The following is a 17,706-nucleotide window of genomic DNA, read 5'->3' on the forward strand; positions in this document are numbered from 1 at the left end:
TACGTTGATGGCGGGCTGGCGCAGAACTAAAAAATGCTGCCTGAAGACCCTTGGATTCATGGGTCTTCAGGTGCTACCGTATAGACATAATTAGCCGTTTTGTTCTGTAGCCGAATGATCGGTATACCTGTTCTAATAATTATGGATGATGATATCAATGAAACTAAAAATAGCGTTTATCGCGCTCGGCTGTTCGCTTGCCGCCCTTTCCGGCTGTACCTCCTCAAAATCGTCCCCGGAACGCCACGCTTACTATTTTGTCTCACATCGCAGCGATTTCGTCGGCGGTAACTTCGTTAGTAACCGTCAGGAAAACTACCGCTTAAATCTGCCGAACTTTACCGACATCTATGCCCGCGGCCAGCAGGACAGAAAGTCGGGGATGAGCGAAAGCGACGCCCGCCGTACCGCCGACGCAATCAGGCAGCAGGTGGCAGAGGGCACAAAAACCCAGCACGCATTTACCGGCAACGTCAGCGATAAATGGGATAACGAAATGGAAAATAAAGACGCCGTGCTGTTCGGTAATGAACTGGCCGGAACGTATCTCGACGGCTATTTTGGCGTGAAATAACCCAGCGGGTGCGCGAAATGCGCACCGCGCCTTCGGCTTATCTTTCCACCTTCACCCAGCGCTGCTGCTGATGGCTTTTCACTATCGCCGCAATGATGTACATCACATCCGCCCCCTCGTAGAATGAGGCGAAACGCCGTGACGATGCCGGCGGCATCTCACCGGTGCGCACCGCCTGATAAAAGCTCAGCATCATATTTTTAAACGCATCGGGCCAGCCTTCATTATGCCCGCCGGGGAAGTGGGCGCTGGCGGCGGCCTCGCCGAGCATCAGGCTCGGATCGTCGCTCAGCAGCTGGTTTGGCCCCTGGCGATGGCCAATCCACAGCCGCTGTGGCATTTCCTGATCCCAGGCCAGCGAACAGCGGCTGCCGCCGATCTCCACCGTCAGGCCGTTTTTTCTCCCGGCGCTGACCTGCGAAACGATAAAGCTCCCTTTGCTGCCATCGTCGAAGCGAAACAGGACCGACCCCAAATCTTCGGTATCGACGGGCCGCGCTTCATACGCGATATCATCGCGATGCTGGCTGAACGTCGCGTCGCCGGCCACGGGCGCCTGGCGCGTCGGCCAGACGATGGAGAGGTCCGCCATCACCTCCACAATGCGTCGGCCGGTCATAAACTGCACCGTATCGCACCAGTGGGAACCAATGTCGGCCATCGCCCGCGAGGCCCCGCCCTGCGCCGAATCCACCCGCCAGTTATAGTCGGTCTCCAGCAGCATCCAGTCCTGCAAATAGCTGCCGTGCACCGCAAACAGCCTCCCGACATCGCCGTTGCGCATCATCGCCGCCGCCTGCTGCACCATGGCAAACTGGCGATAAACAAAGCTGACGCCATGAATCACCCCGGCGCTTTCCGCCAGCGCTACCAGCTCACGGGCCTCCTCCGCGGTCATGCAGAGAGGTTTTTCCGAAAAGACGTGCAGTCCGGCGGAGAGGATCTGTCGGTTAATCCGCGCATGCAGATGGTTCGGCGTACAGTTATGCACCACCTGCAATCCGGGATGCGCCAGCAGCGCCTCAACGCTACCGTAGGCGTGCGCCACGTTGAGCTGGCGCGCCTTCTGCTGCGCCATCTCCAGCGAACTGTCGCACAGCGCCACCACCTCGATGTCGCCCACCCGGCGCAGCGCTTCCAGATGCGCCGGCCCGATAAACCCGGAGCCAATAATGCCGACCTGAATCATTATTCCTCCTCCTTACCTGCGGCGAAATCGTCAAACGCCCGCCCGGAGACCGGGATGATATGGCGGCGGATAAACTCGCTGCCTTCGCGCGCACCGACCTCCGCATCCTTCAGGCAGCACTCCCACTCCAGCACCGCCCAGCCGTCAAAATCATACTCGGTGAGCTTGCTGAAAATCGTTTTGAAATCGATCTGCCCATCGCCCAGCGAACGAAAACGCCCCGCCCGCTGCTGCCAGTTCTGATAGCCGCCGTAGACCCCGCTGCGCCCGTCGCGGCGGAATTCGGCATCTTTGACGTGAAACGCTTTGATTCGCGAATGATAGATATCGATATACGCCAGGTAGTCCATCTGCTGAAGATGAAGGTGGCTGGGGTCATAGAGCATATTGCAGCGCGGATGGTTATCGACCCGCTGCAAGAAACGCTCGAAGGTCACGCCGTCATGCAGGTCTTCGCCGGGATGGATTTCGTAGCAGACATCCACGCCCTGTTCGTCAAAAACGTCCAGCAGCGGTCGCCAGCGCCGGGCCAGTTCATCAAAAGCCTCATCGAGAAGCGGCTGATTATGCGGCGGCCACGGATAAAAATAAGGCCACGCCAGCGCCCCGGAAAAGGTGGCATGCGCCTTCAGCCCCAGACGCGCCGAGGCCACCGCCGCCTGACGTACTTTCTCTACCGCCCACTGCTGGCGCGCCTGTGGGTTACCGCGCAGCGCGGCGGGCGCAAACGCGTCAAAGGCCTTATCATAAGCCGGATGAACGGCCACCAGCTGCCCCTCAAGATGGGTGGACAGCTCGCCGATCGCCAGGCCCTGTTCCGCCAGGATGCCGCTCACCTCATCGCAGTAGGTCTGGCTCGCGGCGGCGCGTTCAACGTCGAAAATCGCCGGATGGTTACAGGGGATCTGCAGTGCCTGATAGCCCAAACCGGCGGCCCACTGCGCCAGGCCCTCCAGGGTATTAAACGGCGCCTGCGCGCCGATAAACTGCGCCAGGAAAATGCCGGGTCCTTTGATTGTTTTCATACCACCTCCTGAAAAATTAACGCTGCTCTTTCTCGTTGTACTGGAAAGAGAAAAGGAAAATCAGCGCGATAACCGCAGCGGCCACCGCCGGGATCCACCAGAAGGTCACCCACGCCTGCGGTACGCTCTGGCCTGCCACCAGATGGTTGTACAGCGCGCCGGAGATCTGCGACCCCAGCAGCATGCCGATACCGTAGGTGAACATCACGATCATGCTTTGCGCCTGGCCCTTCACTTTTTCACCGGCCACGCGGTCGGTATAGATAAAGCCGACAACAAAGAAAAAGTCATAGCACACGCCGTGCAGCAGGATGCCGAGATAGAGCAGGAAGCGCCCCTCTTCGCTGACCCCCAGCGCAAAGAAGGCGTAGCGCACAAACCACGCCGCCATGCCGATCAGCAGCATGTATTTCACCCCGAGGCGGCGGAACAGCAGCGGGATCACCAGCATAAAGAAGATTTCTGACATCTGACCGAACGACATCGCGGTGCTGACGTCCCCGATGCCGGCATCCGCCAGATAAGAGGCGGTATAGGCGTAGTAGGTCCCCAGCGGAATCGAAATCAGCGTCGCGCAGAGGGAGAAAATCAGGAAGTGGCGCGTTTTCAGCAGCGCGAAAGCGTCGGCGCACAGCAGATCGCGAAACTGGACCGGCGTCCCTTTCGCCGGCGCCGGCGTGTGCGGTAGCGTCAGGCTATAAACGGCCAACGCCGCCGAGCAGAGCGCCGCCAGGGTAAAAATGCCGGTGGTATCGGAGATACCGGTGACGCCGATGAAGATACCGGCGATAATCCAGCCGATGGTGCCGAAGACGCGCACCACCGGAAAGGTTTTATCGACGTTCGCCAGGCTGTGGAAAGCGATGTTGTTGGTCAGCGCCAGCGTCGGCATATAGCACAGGGTGTAGCCGAACAGCAGGCCAATCAGCAGCGCGCCGTTTTGCGCCACCAGCGCCTGCGGGACAAACCACAGAATAACCGCTCCGGCCAGATGCATCACCGCCATCACCTTCTGCGAAGCGAAAAAGCGATCGACCAGCATTCCCAGCACAAACGGCGAGAGAATAGAGGCAATCGGCCCGGCGGAGAAAGCATCGCCGATCAGCAGCGACATCTCATAGCGGGTCATCACCAGCCCCAGCGTGACCGACCAGCTACCCCAGATAAAGAACTGCATAAACATCATTAACGACAGCCGCGGCACCAGAAAACGGTGGGCTACGCGGGGACTTTCACGACCTTCGGTTGTTGTGACCATTTCGACCGCCCTCAAAAAGTAATCGATTACAAATACGCTCAAATAAAAAGTAATCGATTACAAAAAGAAGATCGCGGGCAAAATACGCTAAGCGCGAAGAAGATCACAATAAAAAGAGATAATGCCCCGCCGGACGACGGGGCGATCGCGCTACGCCGAACGACGCAGGGTTTTAAAGGCCACAAACAGGAACAGGATCCACACCGGCAGCAGAATTGCCGACAGGCGCATCCCGTCAATCGTGCACATCAGCACCAGGATCAGCCCCAGAAAGGCGATACAGATATAGTTTCCGGCGGGCGACAGCAGCGCTTTAAACTTCGACTCGCGCCCCTTGCGCCGCTGGGCGGCGCGAAACTTGAGGTGCGCCAGGCAGATCATAATCCAGTTCAGCAGCAGCGTTGCTACCACCAGCGCCATCAGCAGGCCGAGGGCTTTCTGCGGCAGCAGATAGTTAAGCAGCACCACCAGCGAGGTGATAATCCCCGAGAGCAGCAGGGAGTTAACCGGCACGCCGCGCTTGCTGACGCGGGCGAGAAACTTCGGCGCATTGCCCTGTACCGACAGACCGAACAGCATCCGGCTATTTGAGTAAACGCCGCTGTTATAAACCGACAGCGACGCTACCAGAATCACGAAGTTCAGCGCGGAAGCCACCACGTTGCTGTCGAGATTATGAAAGATCATCACGAACGGGCTGCTGTCGGATTTGATTTCCACCCACGGATAGAGCGCCAGCAGAACCACCAGCGAACCGATATAAAACAGCAGAATACGGTATACCACCTGGTTAACCGCTTTCGGGATGCTCTTTTCCGGGTTCTGCGCTTCCGCGGCGGTAATGCCGATAAGCTCCAGTCCGCCGAAGGAGAACATGATCACCGCCAGCGACACGATCAGGCCGTGCCAGCCGGTGGCGAAGAAACCGCCGTGTTTCCACAGGTTATCGATTCCCGCCTTGCTGCCGCCGTGGCCGCCGAACAGCATCCACAGGCCAAAGCCGATCATGCCGATAATCGCCAGCACCTTAATCAGCGCGAACCAGAACTCCGCTTCGCCGTACAGGCGCACGTTCACCAGGTTTACGGCGTTGATAATGATGAAGAACGCGGCGGCCCAGATCCACGTCGGCACATCCGGCAGCCAGTACTGCATATAGATCCCGGCGGCGGTCAGCTCCGCCATCCCGACCAGCACGAACATCACCCAGTAGTTCCAGCCGGAAAGAAAACCGGCGAACGGGCCCCAGTATTTATAAGCAAAGTGGGCAAAGGAGCCTGAAACCGGTTCTTCGACGACCATTTCGCCCAGCTGACGCATGATCAGAAAGGCAACTATCCCGGCGACGGCATAGCCGAGCAGTACGGCCGGTCCCGCCATTTGAATCGCCGGCCCGATGCCGAGAAACAGGCCGGTACCGATGGCGCCGCCAAGGGCGATAAGTTGAATATGTCGGTTCTGTAAACCGCGATGAAGCGTCGGGCCGCTTTCCTCTACGGCATCCGACGACGTTGACGCGTCTTTCACGTCGATCCCCTGTGTGTTTATATGAAGGGGCACCTTTTAACACTTATACCCGTCATACTTCAAGCTGCATGTGCGTTGGCTTTTCTCGCTCACCCCAGTCACTTACTGGAGTAAGCTCCTGGGGATTCCCTGCGTCGCCACCTTCCTGCAACTCGAATTATTTAGGGTATAAAATCGTCATACTTCAAGCCGCAGATGCCCTGGCTTTATACATTCATTGATTTATTACAACCGGCGAGCCGCCCTGCCCGCTCCTGCGGTTTTGCCTTAAAATTCGTAGCCGACCGAAACCTTGAACGTGCGCGGTTCGCCGCGGAACAGATAGGTTCCGCTGTCGTCCGCGCCGGACCAGTAGTTCTCATCCGTCACGTTATCGACGCCCGCGCGTACCGTCATCTGATTCTGGTTCTCGTTAAGCGCCAGACGATAGCGCACGCCGAGATCCAGGGTCGTGAAGCTATCAATCTTCTTGCTGTTCGCCTGGTCGGCATACTGCGAACCCGAGTGATTGAGGCGTGCGGTGGCGGTCAGGCCGTCGATAGGTTTGATGTCATACTCTGCGCCAAGCACCGCGTAGAAGCCCGGTACGCCGATGGCCGTTTTACCATCATTGACGCCATCCTTGGTTTTCGACAGTTCGGCTTTCAGCCAGGTCGCGCTGGCGTTAAGGCGCAGGCCGTACAGCGGTTCGCCGAAAACGTTAAATTCCACGCCGCGATTGCGCTGCTCGCCGTTGAGGCCATAGCGTTTCTGGCTATCCAGGAAGGCGGAAGGCATTTTAATTTCAAACAGCGCCAACGAGCCGCCAATGCGGCCAAAATCCGCCTTCATCCCGACTTCGTTTTGTTTTGAGTGAATAATTCCGACGCTTTCCCCATAGTTAGCGGCGGAGGTTGGCGCATTGCTGCCCGGCTGCAGGGCTTCGGTATGGTTAGCGTATAAAGAGAGAACCTGCCACGGCTTATAGACCACGCCATAGGTCGGCATCCAGCGGCTGTCGTCATACGCATCGCTTTGCAGGCCGGTGACTTTATCGTAGTTGCGCACCACCACTTTTTGATGACGGGCGCCGACGGTGAACAGCAGCGTATCGTCCAGCACGCCGAGGGTGTCGCTCAGCAGCCAGCCCTGGGAACGGGTGCGGCCGCTGGTGAGCGGATCGTCATAGTCGCCGCCGAATGAAGCGTTCGCCGGGGGCGCAACCGGACGGGTATCGTAGATATTCACCAGCGGATTATCCGCCGCCTTCGACATCCGCCACGCGGTTTTGTCGTTCTGGGTTTTCGCCGAATAGCCGACGTTGACCTTGTGCGACACAAAACCGGTGGCGAATTCGCCGCGTATCCCGGCCATGCCGCTGGCGGTATCCATATAGCGGTTGGTGTCCAGGCGCCCCGCCGTGGCGTTGCCCGCCCGGTCAATCAGCTTCGAGGCGCTATAGAGACCGATTTCATGGGCATGCTGCGCCCCCAGAGCGGCGTAGGCGGTCCATTTATCGACAATGTCGTATTCCATTCTCAGCATACCGAACTCATTTTCGATATCGCTGTAAGCCCATTTTTGCGTGTAGTTGTGGGTGTTATCCGGCAGGCGCGGAATAAAATCGACGCCCGAAATGTTGATGCCCATCGGGCTACCGTGGAAGGTTTTTTTCTGATAGCCAAAGTCAAACGAGCTGCGCATCCGTTCGCCGCGATAATCGAGCCCTATGGAGGCCAGCGTGGTTCTGCGCTTATCACTCTCCACCGCCGCCTCGCCTTCGCGGTGCACCAGATTCACCCGCGCGCCGAACTGGTTGTCGTCGCCAAAGCGGCGGCCCAAATCCAGCGTACCGCCGACCTGAGAATCCGAGGTATAGTCGACGCCCACGCGGGCGGTCGGGGTATCTTCCGCGCGCTTAGGCTCCAGGTTGATCATCCCGCCGACGCCGGAGCTGGCCGCACCGTTAAGCAGAGCGTTGGCGCCTTTAAAAATTTCGACCCGCTCAAGCATGGCGGTATCCACCACCTGACGCGGCACCACGCCCGCCAGCCCGCTCAGGGTCATATCATCGCCGTCAAATTTAAGGCCGCGAATGCGGTAGGTCTCGGCGTAGTTACCGTAGCCCTGCACCGGCTGAACCCCGGCATCGTTGCTGACCACATCGGCGATGGTTTTCGCCTGCTGATCCTCGATAAGCTTCGAGGTATAGCCGATGATGCTAAACGGAACGTCCATCGCGTTTTGTTCGCCGAGCATCCCTAGACGGCCGCCGTTGGCTATCTGACCATCGAGATAGGCGGGCACTATCAAATCGCCGCCGGCTTTAAAATCGCTGGCGGATGCGGCCTGAACGACCATCGTTTCTTCGCTTTTCTGGCGTTCGGCGACGTTTTCCGCCGCCGTTGCCGAATGGGAGATTGCGCCAATGGTTAACGCCAGCAGCGTTTTCCGCAGCGGGAAAGCCGGTGCGGCGCAGCCGCTTAAGTTGGCAGAGACGGCCAGCGCCGGGAGAGTGCGTTTCATAAGATCAGTCCTGAACAAAATCAACGATCCGATAGTGACTCCGCCGCCGAAATTCGCATTTCCGGTCTTGCGCCTGTGAGCCCCATCCAGTGCCTTCGCCGTTTCCCTGTGAGCCCGCGACGTACGCAGGTTATCTCCTGATAAAACCGCAAACAAGAAGAAGAATGAGAACTATACGCATTATCTTGTCGTAATCAAGCCTGGCTTTTGCCGTCTGGAAAAACGTTTCATTTTTCGCTGAAAGGGATTCGCCGCAGAGGTTTGGGCGAAAGGTGAGGAAGCGCGCGCAGCAAAACGCGGAAAGACAAAAGGCCGGAACCCGACAGGCTCCGGCCTCAATCACTACGCGCTGGCGGTATCCAGACGCGCCAGCTGCCCGGCGCTCAGGCTCAGCGCGGCGGCGCGAGCAAAGCTCTCCACCTGAGCGAGGCTGGTGGCGCTGGCGATGGGCGCCGTCACGCCGTCGCGGCTCATCAGCCAGGCCAGCGCGACTTCGGCAGGTTTAGCGCCGCTTTGCTCCGCCACTTCAACCAGGGTATCGACAATACGCAGCCCGCGAGGATTGAGATATTTGCCGATACCGCCCCCGCGCTGGCTTTGCGCCAGGTCGGACTGCTGGCGGTATTTGCCGGTCAGGAAGCCGGACGCCAGGCTGTAGTAGGTCACCACGCCGATATCGCGGCTGATGCACAGGTCGCAGAGCGCGCCCTCAAAAGCCGAGCGATGATAAAGATTGTATTCCGGCTGCAGCACCTGCCAGGCCGGCAGGCCGCTTTTACGCGACACCTCCAGCGCGCCTGAAAGCTGCTGCGCATCGAGGTTCGAGGCGCCCATGGCGCGGATTTTCCCCGCCTGCTGTAGGGCGTGGAAGGCGTCGAGGGTTTCGGCGACCGGCGTTTCCGGGTCCGGCCAGTGGGCGAAATAGAGGTCAATATAATCGGTATTCAGGCGTCGCAGGGAGTCGTCCACCGCCTGCTGGATCCAGGCTTTTTTCAACCCTTTATGACCGGGAAGGCCTAAATCGGAACCCACTTTGGTGAAGAGCTTTACCTTATCGCGCATGCCTGGCCGCGCCTGTAGCCAGCGGCCGATAATGGTTTCAGACTCGCCGCCCTGGTTGCCATCCGCCCAGCGGGAGTAGACATCCGCCGTGTCGATAGCATCGAAGCCGTGGTCTATAAACGCATCAAGAATGGCAAAACTGGTTTTTTCATCGATGGTCCAGCCAAAAACGTTACCGCCAAACACCAGCGGGGCGATGGAAAATCCGGTTTTGCCCAAGGGACGTGTCATCATGCCGTTCACTCCTTATCGCTTATATTCAGTATCCTTCGGAACGCCGTGAGGGCCAGAAAAGGACAATTACGGGATAGTAAGAAAAGGAAGCTTGAAGCGGGCTATCCGTGCCCGCTGAATGCATAACAACATTATGTCCCGGAATAGACGTCAAAGCTAAAATATTTCCCGGCTAACTTTTTATAGGTGCCGTCGGCGAGAATAGTGGCAATCGCGCCGTTTATCTCCTGGCGCAGAGCATCGTCCTCTTTGCGCAGGCCAATCGCCGCGCCGGCGCCGAACAGCTTGTCGTCCTTCAGGTGGCCGCCAACGAAGGCAAAATCTTTACCCTGCGGCTGCTGCAGGAAGCTGTAGTCGGCCATCATCCCGGAAAGCACCGCGCCGTCAATACGCCCGGACTCCAGATCCTGAACCACGCGATCCGCCCCCTGATAGGCGACGATATTGATCCCCGCCGTGCGCCAGTGCTGGTTAACGTAAGTCTCCTGCGCCGAGCCCTGCTCTACGCCGATGGTTTTGCCCTTCAGCTGCTCGACGGTATTCCCGGCCAGGGTGTTTTTACGCGCCACGAGGAACACCGGGCCGTTGTACAGCTTGTCGCTAAAGCCGATCTGCTCTTTGCGCTTCTCGGTCATATACATGCCGGAGAGGATCGCGTCGAACTTACGCGCCTTCAGCGCCGGAATAATGCCGTCGAAGTTGCTTTCCACCCACACGCACTTCGCCTGCAGCTGGGCGCAAATCGCGTTGCCGAGGTCAATATCAAAACCCGCCAGCTTACCCTGCGGATCTTTCCATTCAAACGGCGCGAAAGTCGGATCGACGCCAAAGCGAATTTCCTTATTTTCTGCGGCCAGGGCTGAAGTTGAGGCCATCAGCGCGACCCACAGCAGAAGAGATTTTTTCATTATTTACGGACTCCAGAGATCAACGGCAGTGTGTTTCAACTAACCGGGCGAACAGCGTCGCGCCGGTAGAAATAATGTCATCATTAAAGTCATAGCCGGGGTTGTGCACCATACAGCTGCCCTTCCCGCCTTTCTCGCCATTGCCCAGCAGGAAGTAGCAGCCGGGGCGCTGCTGGAGCATAAAGGCGAAATCTTCGCTGGCGTTCATCGGCGAAATGGATTCCAGCACGCCCTCCTCGCCAAAGACGTCCAGCGCCAGCGCTTTGGCGAATTCGGTCTCTTCGACGCTGTTGGTCAGTACCGGATAGGAGTCAAAAACCGCTACCTCGCTGCTGGCGCAGTAGCTTTTGGCGGTAAAATCAGCGAGCTCCTTGATCCGCGTAATCAGCAGGTCGCGAATTTCCGGCTTCATCGCCCGCACGCTCAGCTCCATCACCACGTTCTCAGGGATGACGTTGGAGGCGATACCCGCCTGGAAGGTGCCGACGCTCACCACCGCGGTTTCGCCCGGCGGTACGTTACGCGCAACGATGCTTTGCAGATTCATCACCAGCGCCGCGCCGGTAACAATGGGATCGACGGTGCGCTCGGGGTGCGCGCCGTGGCCGCCGTAGCCGGTAATGGTGATTTTTACCGTATCCGCCGAGGCCATAAAATTCCCGGCGTAAAAGCCGATTTTCCCCACCGGCAGGCCCGGCATATTATGCAGGCCGAAGATGCGCTCGCAGGGAAAGCGCTCAAACAGGCCGTCTTTGATCATTAAATCCGCGCCGCCGATCGCTTCTTCCGCGGGCTGGAAAATCAGGTGTACCGTGCCGTTGAACTGGCAGGCCGGCGAGGCGATATATTTCGCCGCCGCCAGCAGAATGGTAGTGTGTCCGTCGTGGCCGCAGGCGTGCATTTTTCCGGCCACGGTGCTGGCCCACGGGAGATCGGTCGCTTCGAAAATCGGCAGCGCGTCCATGTCGGCGCGCAGGCCGATAGTACGCGGCGAATCGCCCTTGCTTAACGTTCCTACCACCCCGGTTTTCGCCAGCCCGCGGGTCACCGTATAGCCCCACTCGGTCAGTTTTCCGGCCACCAGCTCGCTGGTATTAAACTCTTCCAAGCTTAATTCCGGATGGGCGTGCAAATAATGACGGATCGCAATCATTTCATCTTCGGTGGCTTTAATTTCAGGAATTACACAGTCGGTCATGCCGGTCTCCGGGATATAGAATCAGGTGCTAAGCTTTAATAACTTAACGTGCTAAGGGTTTATTGCAAGCAGGATTTCTTATTCCGCGCGGGGTTTTCATCTGATTTATTCATAGCGATTTAACGGCGAAGCGGACGAGTTTTACTATCACCTGAACCAGGAAACGTCTTACATTCTCTGCCTTTTATTAATCATGAAGCACAATACTCATTTATAAAGCCTAAATAAGCAGATAAAACATCAAAGAAGAGGCGCAAGGATGATATTTTCAACTTTGCGGTTTTTAAGCGGATTTGATGTGAGAACAGGGGCGGGTGGGCAGTGCCCAATAGCGCCAGGCTGGCCGGACTACCGTCCCTCAGACGCGGGGAAATCGGTAGCGCGAACAGGTGCACAGCACCGCCTCCGGAGGAGGCGGTTGCGAGGTTAAAGCAGAAAAGGTTAGTGGCTCAGCGCGCCGTTAATCAGGATCGACGTAATAATCCCGGTCGCGGCGGCAATCAGCACATAGTTACCGTCAATATAGGACCAGTGCTGCCCGTGCGGCGGTGCCGGTAATCCGCGATCGTTCCAGTCGTTTATCCGGTAATCATTGCCGCGATAACGTTCCGGAGCCGGCTGACCTTTGCGAAAATCATGGCCGTTCCACGCGAAATGGTCCCGCTCATGGCGCTCCTGATGAGGGTTACCCTGCGGCCCCTTGTCACCGCGCGACGGGCCACGGTTATCGTCGTTACCCTGATGATTGTTGGCCTGCGGCCCCTTGCCCGGCCCCTGCTGACGGTTGCCGTCCGGGCCGCCGCGGCCGGCGTCTTGCTGCCAGACCTGCTGCTGACCGTGGTTGTTGCCGCCAGGACCATCCGCCCAGGAGACGGAAGTCAAAGCACAAGATAGAATAATCGCCAGTGAAAGAATCTTTTTCATAATACACCTCCTGATATATTTCCTTTGTACCGGGAAAATGTGGAGGAATAGTGAGTAACAATATAACCAGGACAATTCCTGGCTTATACCTTTCATCTTTTAAGGCGCATGTCCTGGCTGGATGCATTCCCCCGTTCACCTGGCGACCGGTGCTCCCGGGGACTTATGAACCTGCCGCCGCAGTGCGGCTAAAAATTCAGGGAGAGAGCATTATAACGTTTTAAAAATATTATCCCGACGCTGAACAAAGCGCACCAAATAACAAAAAAGGCCGCTTTCGCGACCTTTTTTAGAAAATAGCCAGAGATTACTCAGTGACTTTGGTTTTTAGCTCTTCGGCACCCTGCTTGGTTTTATCCCAGCCTTCTTTGCTGACCTCTTTGGTCTTATTCCAGCCTTTTTCGGTGCCTTCTTTGGTCGCGTTCCAGCCCTTCTCAGTTCCTTCTTTGGTCTTATTCCAGGTTTTCTGCGCGCCTTCGCTGACTTCGCTGCCTACGCTGTCGCTTTTGCCTTCTGCCGCGTGTTTGGCTTTCAGCTGCTGCTCTTCACCCTGGTGCTGGGCCTCGTGCAGTTTTTCTTTCGCGGTATTCGCCCCTTCATGGGCCGCCGCAACGGTATCGTCGGTTGCGTGTGTCGTTGTTGCAGCAAAAACAGGAGCTGCTACCAGAATCGCAGATAACGCAATCATTGCTTTTTTCATAATGTCCTCTCTCGCTAACGAACTTAATGTTATGAGTCGCATTTAGCATGGCACAAGATTTTACCGTCTGGCTTTAGGGATTGTTCTTAAAACTGATTTCGGACTTTTCTATCGACTTTTGGTCTGCCGCGTCCCGCTTCTGAATGCGCGAATAAATTCCAACAAATTTGTTACATTTTAAGTCATTTGCCGTTGATATACTTGCCGTTTATGTTTACACGAGAATAATTCTCAGAATCATTATATTTATAAATTAGCAAACGGAACGCATATTATGGCAAGAAAATCAGTAGGTTCGTTCATCCTTACTGCCCTGATTTCCACTCCTCTCTGTAGCTTTGCCGCGCAATATCCGCTCACCGTCACCGATCTCGACGGCCGCGCGATTACGCTCCAGCATGAGCCACAGCGCATTATCCTGCAGGATGGTCGCGATATTATGGCCATGGCCCTGCTCGACCGCGACAACCCCTTCAGGCGCGTCGTGGCATGGAATAACCTGGCCAGAAAACAGGACATCAATACCTGGACAATGCTGCAAGAGAAGTGGCCGCAATCCGCTCAGATCCTCGATATGGGCTTTAGCGATAAGGGCAACGTTGACCTTGAGAGCGTCATTTCCCGCCAGCCGGACCTGATGATCGCCCAGCTTCGCGCGAAGCCCGCGCTGGAGGAGAGCGGTGTCATCAGCAAGCTCAGCGCGCTGAATATTCCCGTGCTGTTCGTCGATTATGAAATCAACCCCGGCAAAGACACCGCCCCGAGTATCGATCTGCTGGGGAAAGTCCTTAACCGTGAAGAAAACGCCAAAGCCTATACCGACTATTACCGTCAGCAGCTGGACGCCATCCGCCAGAAAACCGCGAACATCACGCCGAAGGCTAACGTTTTTGTCGAGGCGCTGGCGGGTAATAGCGATGCCTGCTGCTTTACCCACGGCCACAACGGCTGGGGCGGTCTGGTCGAAGCCGTCGGCGCGAACAATATCGGCTCGCAGCTGCTGCCGGGCGCTTCCGGCTTTGTGTCGCTGGAAAAAGTGATTAGCATGAAGCCGGATGCCTATATTATGACCGGTTCAAAACGCGGGAATAGCCAGGTGCTGCCGCTCGGTTTACAGGCCGATCCCCAGGAGGTCAATCGTCAGGCGGAGCGGCTGCTGTCGCGCACCGGCGTGAGCAACATCCCGACGATTGAAGCAAAACGCGCTTACGGCATTTACCACCACTTCTACAACCATCCGTGGAATATCGTCGGTATGGCGTATCTGGCGAAGGATATCTATCCCCAGACCTTCAGCGACCTCAACCCTGACGATAGCTGGCACTACATTGTCCGTCATTTCACCACCCTTCCCGATCTGCCGTTTGTTTTTTCCTGGCAACAAGGTGAGTAATTAGCCATGAGTCTCTCTCCTGAATCCGATATCGTCGCGTTCGGCGTCGATAGCCGTGACGTAATGGCAAACTACCGTCACATTGTGCGCCGCCGCGCCATCATGCTGCTGCTGCTGACGCTGTTGATTGTCGCCTCGCTGCTGCTCGACTTCGTGATGGGACCATCCGGCCTGTCGCTGCAGGCGCTTTGGCAAACCCTTACCGACCCGGCCAGCGCCAGCGCCGGGACGCGGGCGATCGTCTGGGATATCCGCATGCCCTATGCGCTGATGGCGATCGTCGTCGGCCTGGCTCTCGGCCTCGCCGGGGCGGAAATGCAGACCATCCTTAACAATCCGCTGGCGAGCCCGTTTACGCTCGGCGTCTCCTCGGCGGCGGCATTCGGCGCGGCGCTGGCTATCGTGCTGGGGATAGGGATTCCCGGCATTCCCGGCCAGTGGTTTGTCTCGGCCAACGCTTTTATCTTCGCTCTGCTGGCGGCGCTGCTGCTGGACGGCATTACGCGCTGGACCCAGGTCGCCACCTCCGGCGTCATTCTGTTCGGGATCGCGCTGGTGTTTACCTTCAATGCGCTGGTATCGATGCTGCAGTTTGTCGCCAATGAAGATACCCTCCAGGGGCTGGTGTTCTGGACGATGGGCAGCATTGACCGCGCCTCATGGCAAAAGGTGGGGATCCTGCTTGCGATACTGGCGGTCGTCATGCCGCTATCAATGCGCAGCGCGTGGAAGCTGACCGCGCTGCGCCTCGGCGAGGACCGGGCCGTCAGCTTCGGCATCAACGTGCGCCGCCTGCGCCTGACCACCCTGCTGCGCATCAGCGTTCTGTCGGCGATTTCGGTGGCGTTCGTTGGCCCAATCGGTTTTATCGGCCTGGTGGCGCCGCATATCGCCAGGCTGGTTTTCGGCGAAGATCACCGCTTTTACCTGCCGGCCAGCGCGTTAATCGGCGCCCTCGTCCTGTCGCTGGCTTCGGTTGCGGCAAAAAACCTGATTCCCGGCGCAGTGATTCCGGTGGGTATCGTCACCTCGCTGGTGGGGGTGCCTTTTTTCCTGAGCATCATTTTGCGCCATCGGGGGCACGTATGAGCCATGTTGTATCCGGACTGGCGCTGACCCATTTCAGCGCCGGTTATCCCAGACGTCAGGTGATTCGCGACCTGACGGTACCGCGGCTGCAGCGCGGTAAAATCACCGCGCTGCTCGGCCCCAACGGCAGCGGGAAATCCACCCTGATGCGGGCGATGGCCGGGCTGGGGCCGTCCGCGGGCGAGCTGTCGCTGGACGGTGAGAATCTGCTTGCCCTCCCCTTTGCCCGGCGTGCGGAAAAAGTGGTCTACCTGCCGCAGACGCTGCCCGCCGGCGTGCACTTGCGGGTGCTGGAGTCGATTATTGTCGCTCAACGCGCCGCCGGAGGAGCGCACAGCCCGGAAAATCAGGCGCAGGTGATGTCGCTGCTGCGCCAGCTAGGCATTGAACATCTGGCGCTGAGCTACCTCGACCGGCTATCCGGCGGGCAGAAGCAGCTCGTCGGCCTGGCGCAATCGCTTATCCGTCAGCCAGCCCTGCTGCTGCTGGATGAGCCCCTTAGCGCGCTGGATTTAAACTATCAGTTCCACGTGATGGATCTGGTGCGTGAGGAGACGCAGAGGCGCAACATCATCACGCTGGTGGTGGTTCACGACATCAATATCGCCCTGCGCCACGCGGATCACGTGCTGATGTTGAAAGAGGGACAACTGCTGGGGGACGGCGCGCCGGCCGAGGTGATTACCCCGCAGGCCCTGGCGGCGGTTTACGGCGTGCGCGGGCGCATCGAGCCCTGTTCTCAGGGGGTGATGCAGGTGATTATCGACGGTCTGGCGGCGGGGGCTTAAGCGGCTGCGGCGTTGAACATCAAGCCCTGAGGTCCTCTCTCTGCCTGGGCTTTGCCGGAGGCGGCGCGCTGCGCCTCTCCGGCCTACCGCGTTATGCCGCCATCTCGCCCGCCGCCACCGGAAGCCCCTCCCGCCTGGCCGAATCATCACTCTTTTGCTAACCAGCTCACGTTTTTATGCCCTGATTGGCACTTTTCCGCCCGTGACGTTCCCCTCATTCTGTCGCTATGCTTTAATGTGCTAAACCGGTTTAATTAAGTTTAGCTATGGAGAATTTTCAACATGAATGCAAAAGTTTGGGTTCTGGGAGACGCGGTAGTGGACCTGCTGCCGGAGAGCGAAGGCCGCCTGCTGCGCTGCCCCGGCGGCGCCCCGGCTAACGTGGCGGTCGGTATCGCCCGCCTTGGCGGCGACAGCGGATTTATCGGCCGCGTCGGCGACGATCCGTTTGGCCGCTTTATGCGCCATACCCTGCAACAGGAGCAGGTCGACGTCAGCCATATGCGCCTCGACGGCCAGCACCGTACCTCAACCGTGGTGGTCGACCTGGACGATCAGGGGGAACGTACCTTTACCTTTATGGTGCGCCCCAGCGCGGACCTGTTTCTGGCGGAAGAAGACCTGCCGCAGTTTACCGCCAATCAGTGGCTGCACGTCTGCTCCATCGCGCTCAGCGCCGAGCCCAGCCGCAGCACCACCTTCTCGGCGATGGAAAGCATCAAACATGCCGGCGGCCGGGTCAGCTTTGACCCCAATATCCGCCCGGACCTCTGGCAGGATCAGGAGCTGCTGCACGCCTGCCTCGATCGCGCCCTGCGCATGGCCAACGTGGTGAAGCTGTCGGAAGAGGAGCTGGTATTCATCAGCGGCAGTGATGATTTAGCCTACGGAATCGCCAGCGTGACCGAACGCTATCAGCCTGAACTGCTGCTGGTGACCCAGGGCAAAGCCGGCGTACTTGCCGCCTTTCAGCAGCAGTTTACCCATTTCAGCGCCAAGCCCGTTGTCAGCGTGGACACCACCGGCGCGGGCGACGCATTTGTCGCCGGACTGCTCGCAAGCCTTGCTGCCAAAGGGATGCCGACGGATATCGCTGCGCTGGAACCGACGCTCACGCTGGCGCAAACCTGCGGCGCCCTGGCGACAACGGCGAAAGGCGCCATGACCGCCCTGCCATACCAGCGCGATCTTAATCGCCAGTTTTGATCCTTCAGGCCGCCGAGCGCGGCCCACTTTGTTGCATCCATCACATTTATTAAACCGGTTTAGCAAAATCCATTTCAAAATGTTAAGGGTCATGCTTAACATAGCGCCTAAACCGGTTTAGCAAAA

The 17,706-nt window shown here is 58.0% G+C and carries 15 protein-coding genes; 5 read left to right on the forward strand and 10 right to left on the reverse strand.

Annotated features, from left to right (window positions below; all coding sequences use genetic code 11):
- Positions 1 to 157: 157 nt before the first annotated feature.
- Positions 158 to 574: an Exc2 family lipoprotein gene (locus JLG71_RS20830; RefSeq protein ID WP_014228272.1), complete on the forward strand. Its 417-nt coding sequence runs from the start codon at positions 158 to 160 to the stop codon at positions 572 to 574.
- A 37-nt stretch (positions 575 to 611) separates the two neighbouring features.
- Here JLG71_RS20830 and JLG71_RS20835 read toward each other — a convergent pair whose 3' ends face one another.
- From JLG71_RS20835 to JLG71_RS20880, 10 genes are all read right to left on the reverse strand, one after another.
- Positions 612 to 1,763: a Gfo/Idh/MocA family protein gene (locus JLG71_RS20835; RefSeq protein WP_200913796.1), complete on the reverse strand. Its 1,152-nt coding sequence runs from the start codon at positions 1,761 to 1,763 to the stop codon at positions 612 to 614.
- Positions 1,763 to 2,788 carry a sugar phosphate isomerase/epimerase family protein gene (locus tag JLG71_RS20840; protein ID WP_049074752.1) on the reverse strand — a complete coding sequence of 342 codons (1,026 nt, stop codon included), beginning with the start codon at positions 2,786 to 2,788 and terminating at the stop codon, positions 1,763 to 1,765. Before JLG71_RS20840 ends, JLG71_RS20835 begins: the two co-directional genes overlap by 1 nt.
- A gap of 16 nt (positions 2,789 to 2,804) precedes the next feature.
- Positions 2,805 to 4,046, reverse strand: coding sequence for an MFS transporter (locus JLG71_RS20845; RefSeq protein WP_064358053.1), 1,242 nt, complete (start codon positions 4,044 to 4,046; stop codon positions 2,805 to 2,807).
- A gap of 150 nt (positions 4,047 to 4,196) precedes the next feature.
- Complete coding sequence (pheP, locus tag JLG71_RS20850) at positions 4,197 to 5,573, reverse strand: phenylalanine transporter (RefSeq protein ID WP_048261542.1); 1,377 nt, start codon at positions 5,571 to 5,573, stop codon at positions 4,197 to 4,199.
- Between the two features lie 267 nt (positions 5,574 to 5,840).
- Positions 5,841 to 8,078 carry a TonB-dependent receptor gene (locus JLG71_RS20855; protein ID WP_025107091.1) on the reverse strand — a complete coding sequence of 746 codons (2,238 nt, stop codon included), beginning with the start codon at positions 8,076 to 8,078 and terminating at the stop codon, positions 5,841 to 5,843.
- 342 nt (positions 8,079 to 8,420) lie between these two features.
- Positions 8,421 to 9,374 carry an aldo/keto reductase gene (locus JLG71_RS20860; RefSeq protein ID WP_014228266.1) on the reverse strand — a complete coding sequence of 318 codons (954 nt, stop codon included), beginning with the start codon at positions 9,372 to 9,374 and terminating at the stop codon, positions 8,421 to 8,423.
- 131 nt (positions 9,375 to 9,505) lie between these two features.
- On the reverse strand, positions 9,506 to 10,282 hold the full coding sequence (locus JLG71_RS20865) for an ABC transporter substrate-binding protein (protein WP_004848539.1): 777 nt from the start codon (positions 10,280 to 10,282) through the stop codon (positions 9,506 to 9,508).
- 19 nt (positions 10,283 to 10,301) lie between these two features.
- Complete coding sequence (locus tag JLG71_RS20870; protein ID WP_200913797.1) at positions 10,302 to 11,480, reverse strand: M20 aminoacylase family protein; 1,179 nt, start codon at positions 11,478 to 11,480, stop codon at positions 10,302 to 10,304.
- A 441-nt stretch (positions 11,481 to 11,921) separates the two neighbouring features.
- Positions 11,922 to 12,404, reverse strand: coding sequence for an RcnB family protein (locus tag JLG71_RS20875; protein ID WP_032694588.1), 483 nt, complete (start codon positions 12,402 to 12,404; stop codon positions 11,922 to 11,924).
- Between the two features lie 307 nt (positions 12,405 to 12,711).
- Positions 12,712 to 13,104 (reverse strand): hypothetical protein, encoded by a 393-nt coding sequence (locus JLG71_RS20880; protein ID WP_004130158.1) that lies wholly within the window; start codon positions 13,102 to 13,104, stop codon positions 12,712 to 12,714.
- A gap of 274 nt (positions 13,105 to 13,378) precedes the next feature.
- On the opposite strand from JLG71_RS20880, the gene JLG71_RS20885 reads away from it, so the two are divergent.
- From JLG71_RS20885 to JLG71_RS20900, 4 genes are all read left to right on the forward strand, one after another.
- Positions 13,379 to 14,497 carry an ABC transporter substrate-binding protein gene (locus tag JLG71_RS20885; RefSeq protein WP_200913798.1) on the forward strand — a complete coding sequence of 373 codons (1,119 nt, stop codon included), beginning with the start codon at positions 13,379 to 13,381 and terminating at the stop codon, positions 14,495 to 14,497.
- Positions 14,498 to 14,503: 6 nt separating this feature from the next.
- Entirely contained in the window at positions 14,504 to 15,586 is a 1,083-nt protein-coding gene (locus tag JLG71_RS20890) for a FecCD family ABC transporter permease (RefSeq protein ID WP_032748538.1), read from the forward strand.
- Positions 15,583 to 16,374, forward strand: a complete 792-nt coding sequence (locus JLG71_RS20895; RefSeq protein WP_025107094.1) for an ABC transporter ATP-binding protein — start codon at positions 15,583 to 15,585, stop codon at positions 16,372 to 16,374. The genes JLG71_RS20890 and JLG71_RS20895 overlap by 4 nt, the downstream gene beginning before the upstream one ends.
- Positions 16,375 to 16,656: 282 nt before the next feature.
- Positions 16,657 to 17,580, forward strand: a complete 924-nt coding sequence (locus tag JLG71_RS20900; protein ID WP_200913799.1) for an aminoimidazole riboside kinase — start codon at positions 16,657 to 16,659, stop codon at positions 17,578 to 17,580.
- Positions 17,581 to 17,706 lie beyond the last annotated feature (126 nt).

It is taken from the genome of Klebsiella michiganensis (genome assembly GCF_015139575.1).
GTDB classification, from domain to species: Bacteria; Pseudomonadota; Gammaproteobacteria; order Enterobacterales; family Enterobacteriaceae; genus Klebsiella; species Klebsiella michiganensis.

Bases quoted from the DNA above. Each gene is read 5' to 3' on its own strand.
- JLG71_RS20900 (WP_200913799.1), top strand. From the start codon at position 16,657: ATGAATGCAAAAGTTTGGGTTCTGGGAGACGCGGTAGTGGACCTGCTG.
- JLG71_RS20835 (WP_200913796.1), bottom strand. From the start codon at position 1,763: ATGATTCAGGTCGGCATTATTGGCTCCGGGTTTATCGGGCCGGCGCAT.
- JLG71_RS20840 (WP_049074752.1), bottom strand. From the start codon at position 2,788: ATGAAAACAATCAAAGGACCCGGCATTTTCCTGGCGCAGTTTATCGGC.
- JLG71_RS20880 (WP_004130158.1), bottom strand. From the start codon at position 13,104: ATGAAAAAAGCAATGATTGCGTTATCTGCGATTCTGGTAGCAGCTCCT.
- JLG71_RS20830 (WP_014228272.1), top strand. From the start codon at position 158: ATGAAACTAAAAATAGCGTTTATCGCGCTCGGCTGTTCGCTTGCCGCC.
- JLG71_RS20890 (WP_032748538.1), top strand. From the start codon at position 14,504: ATGAGTCTCTCTCCTGAATCCGATATCGTCGCGTTCGGCGTCGATAGC.
- JLG71_RS20855 (WP_025107091.1), bottom strand. From the start codon at position 8,078: ATGAAACGCACTCTCCCGGCGCTGGCCGTCTCTGCCAACTTAAGCGGC.
- JLG71_RS20875 (WP_032694588.1), bottom strand. From the start codon at position 12,404: ATGAAAAAGATTCTTTCACTGGCGATTATTCTATCTTGTGCTTTGACT.
- JLG71_RS20885 (WP_200913798.1), top strand. From the start codon at position 13,379: ATGGCAAGAAAATCAGTAGGTTCGTTCATCCTTACTGCCCTGATTTCC.
- JLG71_RS20860 (WP_014228266.1), bottom strand. From the start codon at position 9,374: ATGATGACACGTCCCTTGGGCAAAACCGGATTTTCCATCGCCCCGCTG.
- JLG71_RS20845 (WP_064358053.1), bottom strand. From the start codon at position 4,046: ATGGTCACAACAACCGAAGGTCGTGAAAGTCCCCGCGTAGCCCACCGT.
- JLG71_RS20895 (WP_025107094.1), top strand. From the start codon at position 15,583: ATGAGCCATGTTGTATCCGGACTGGCGCTGACCCATTTCAGCGCCGGT.
- JLG71_RS20865 (WP_004848539.1), bottom strand. From the start codon at position 10,282: ATGAAAAAATCTCTTCTGCTGTGGGTCGCGCTGATGGCCTCAACTTCA.
- JLG71_RS20870 (WP_200913797.1), bottom strand. From the start codon at position 11,480: ATGACCGACTGTGTAATTCCTGAAATTAAAGCCACCGAAGATGAAATG.